Origin of the sequence: Vibrio sp. V19_P1S1T109 (assembly GCF_002241375.1) — a bacterium.
In the GTDB taxonomy this organism is placed as follows: Bacteria; Pseudomonadota; Gammaproteobacteria; order Enterobacterales; family Vibrionaceae; genus Vibrio; species Vibrio anguillarum.
Genome location: NZ_NDIM01000295.1, coordinates 1 through 2537, shown reverse-complemented (window position 1 = coordinate 2537; position 2537 = coordinate 1). Strand labels below are relative to the sequence as shown.

Below are 2537 nucleotides of genomic sequence, written 5' to 3'. Positions count from 1 at the left end.
CTATGATTGGGGTGAACGAACTTAGCTAACACAGCGGCCGTTTCAATAGAGAAAGGAACATCAACATTAGGATTATTTAATACTAAAAAGGAACCGTTATGGCTATTGATTCACTCGTCGCCGTTGGCATATTTGTATTCGTCGTTATTTCATTTATCTTTTCTGCAGTGAAAACCGTTTCACAAGGGAGCAATTGGACAGTAGAGCGTTTTGGACGTTACACACACACCCTACGCCCCGGTTTAAATATCATTATTCCGTTCATTGATCGCGTCGGACAAAAAATTAATATGATGGAACAGGTGCTTGATATCCCAGCACAAGAAGTGATATCCAAAGATAACGCCAATGTTGTTATCGACGCGGTTTGCTTCGTGCAAGTGATTGATGCTGCGAAAGCCGCCTATGAAGTTAGCGAACTACAACACGCCATTCGCAACTTAACTCTAACCAATATGCGTACCGTACTGGGCTCGATGGAACTGGATGAAATGCTCAGCCAGCGTGACATGATCAACACTAAATTGTTATCGATAGTCGATCAGGCGACTAACCCTTGGGGTGTAAAAGTCACTCGTATCGAAATTAAAGATGTACAACCACCAGCGGATTTAACCGCAGCGATGAATGCGCAAATGAAAGCGGAGAGAAATAAACGTGCTGAAGTGTTAGAAGCCGAAGGCGTACGTCAAGCACAAATTTTACGCGCCGAAGGCCAAAAGCAGTCTGAAATACTTAAAGCTGAAGGTGAAAAGCAGGCGGCTATTCTTCAAGCAGAAGCACGTGAACGCGCTGCCGAAGCGGAAGCTAAAGCGACGGAGATGGTTTCGAATGCGATTGCGCAAGGTGACATGCAAGCGGTTAACTACTTTATCGCTCAAGGATATACCGAAGCACTTAAAGCCATTGGTCAAGCAGAAAACAGCAAAATCATCATGCTGCCATTAGAAGCAACTGGGTTGATGGGTTCGGTTGCTGGCATTGCTGAAATGTTCAACCTAAAATCCTCACAAGATAAGTAGGCCTAACGTGATAGAGCTAATACAACAAATGAATTATTGGCACTGGCTCGCATTAGGCTTAGTGCTTGTTGCATTGGAACTGCTTGGAACTGCTGGGTATTTTCTTTGGTTAGGTATTTCCGCACTCATCGTTGGCCTTATCTTTGCGATGCTCCCCATCAGTTGGCAACTGCAGTGGATGGCTTTTGCAAGTTTATCACTCGTCACGACTTGGTTATGGTGGCGTAAACAATTTAAATCAGACCACGATGGTGACGAGACTCGTGATCTGAACCAGAAACAGAAACAGCTGATCGGACAAACAGCTCGTCTTAAAGAGAGCGTTCAAGAAGGGGCAACTTTTCGATTGCAGCTCGGCGATACGACGTGGACAGCAAAATGCCAGCAAAACCTAGAAGCCGATGTTGTGGTTAAAGTCGTAGATGTCGAAGGAATTGTGTTGATTGTTGAGCCTAAAGAGAGCCAGCCTCATTGAGTAAACATCAGTAAGAAAGTACATAAAAACCAAAAGTGATGAATTGCTTTTGGTTTTTTCATTTATGGGCAGCCCAATTGTAGTGTGTGCCTCGACAGCTCATTAGCTAATGAGCTCATTTTCACACTGACTTGTTCAAGTCGTTATGGCAACACTGCCCCTTCAAATTATCTATGATTGGGCATTCACTACCGCCGTCGCCTGGACATTCGGTAATCCACTCTTCTAGTTGCAACTTAATCAATGAAAGCTCTGCCAGCTTCTGTGATACTTGTTTCAACTTCTCTTGCGCTTTCTCTTTGACTGCAAAACTGGTCCGGGACGGATCGTTGGCAAGGGCGAGTAAAGATTTACATTCCTCTAAACTAAAACCAACGCGCTTGCATCGCGCAATAAGTAAAAGATCATCAATATGCGCTTGTTGATAATGACGGTAACCATTCTCTGAACGAAGGGGCGACGATATCAGCCCCTTCTCTTCATAAAGACGAATGGACTTAGCGGTAAGTGCTGTTAACTGAGAAACTTGGCTAATATTCATAGTAAGCGTAATACTTAAAAGGCATGATTTAACCATGCCTTTTATAACGATAAATCGCAAGCTTGATTATTGATTTAGTAACCAGCTCAGAATCTGAGACTTCTCAGCTTTATTCGCTTTCTCATACCAGTACCCTAGCATATCTAATGGCTTATTTTCTGCCGTCAGAGGTTGGCTAATGTTATCTCGATTGCTAAATGCCCAGTTTTCAAATATTTTCCGATCGTTAACATCAGCTTCAGCAAACCAATATTGAACCATTTCAACAGGCTTTGATTTAATTTCATTTTGAAAATCAACATTAGCATCAGTGATGGATGCATCAGTCGGAAGTTTGATGTTATTCTGGCGATTGTACATAATGATTTCTTTGTTATAGTCGCGAGTAATTCCATCCAACCTTGGTAATTTATCTTGCTTATATTCAATATTGTTAGAAGAGCGAATAATGAATATCGGTTTTTGATTAAATGCTTCAGCTTGTACAACGGTATTAACC

General features: G+C 42.3%; 4 protein-coding genes. 2 read left to right on the top strand and 2 right to left on the bottom strand.

All coding sequences use genetic code 11. The features are described 5' to 3' along the window. The first annotated feature begins 98 nt into the window (after positions 1–98). Both B9J87_RS14300 and B9J87_RS14295 read left to right on the top strand, forming a co-directional pair. Positions 99–1022 (top strand): SPFH domain-containing protein, encoded by a 924-nt coding sequence (locus tag B9J87_RS14300; protein ID WP_013857314.1) that lies wholly within the window; start codon positions 99–101, stop codon positions 1020–1022. Between the two features lie 7 nt (positions 1023–1029). Then, positions 1030–1497, top strand: coding sequence for an NfeD family protein (locus tag B9J87_RS14295; protein WP_013857315.1), 468 nt, complete (start codon positions 1030–1032; stop codon positions 1495–1497). Between the two features lie 121 nt (positions 1498–1618). Here the strand turns inward: B9J87_RS14295 and cueR are convergent, their stop codons facing one another. Beyond that, entirely contained in the window at positions 1619–2038 is a 420-nt protein-coding gene (gene cueR / locus B9J87_RS14290) for a Cu(I)-responsive transcriptional regulator (RefSeq protein ID WP_094151428.1), read from the bottom strand. A 66-nt stretch (positions 2039–2104) separates the two neighbouring features. Next, positions 2105–2537 (bottom strand): DUF2057 family protein (locus tag B9J87_RS14285; RefSeq protein ID WP_176429544.1); only part of this gene is annotated, 433 nt, incomplete at its 5' end.